The sequence below is a fragment of the Macrococcus brunensis genome, assembly GCF_004359615.1.
GTDB classification, from domain to species: Bacteria; Bacillota; Bacilli; order Staphylococcales; family Staphylococcaceae; genus Macrococcus; species Macrococcus brunensis.
Genome location: NZ_SCWA01000067.1, coordinates 1 through 377, shown reverse-complemented (window position 1 = coordinate 377; position 377 = coordinate 1). Strand labels below are relative to the sequence as shown.

General features: G+C 37.9%; 1 protein-coding gene and 1 pseudogene. One reads left to right on the top strand and one right to left on the bottom strand.

Features of this window, described 5'->3' with window-relative positions:
- Positions 1-120: IS3 family transposase (locus ERX27_RS11255; protein WP_165983039.1), on the top strand; the 120-nt coding region annotated here is incomplete at its 5' end.
- On the opposite strand, the pseudogene ERX27_RS11455 reads toward ERX27_RS11255, so the two are convergent.
- Positions 112-377 (bottom strand): annotated as a pseudogene (locus tag ERX27_RS11455) (IS3 family transposase); the annotation flags it as partial. The gene ERX27_RS11255 and the pseudogene ERX27_RS11455 sit on opposite strands and share 9 nt — an antisense overlap.

The window sequence follows — 377 nt, the reverse complement described above, 5'->3', positions numbered from 1 at the left end:
ATTGAACTTTTTGATTATGTGAACTGGTATAACAATGTCAGGCCGCACGGCGCATTAAATTATCTAACACCAAGGGAATATAAAGAAATATTCTATAAAAACTGTCCAATATTATGTTGACAGACCAATTTCGCGGTCAAAGAGATCAATAAATAAGCATATGTAATGCCATTTTCCTGCCACCTTTACATATGTCAGATCATTCACAAGCACTTCCATCGGTCTTTCTCTATAGAATAATCTGCCCAGGCCATTAGTAATATTGCGTTCATTCGACCGATCCGGAAAGGCTCTGTAACGCAGGGAAGTATATGTGGAGATAAGATTTTTAGATTTCATAATACGACCAATCCGTCTCCTGGAGACTTTCAGACCTT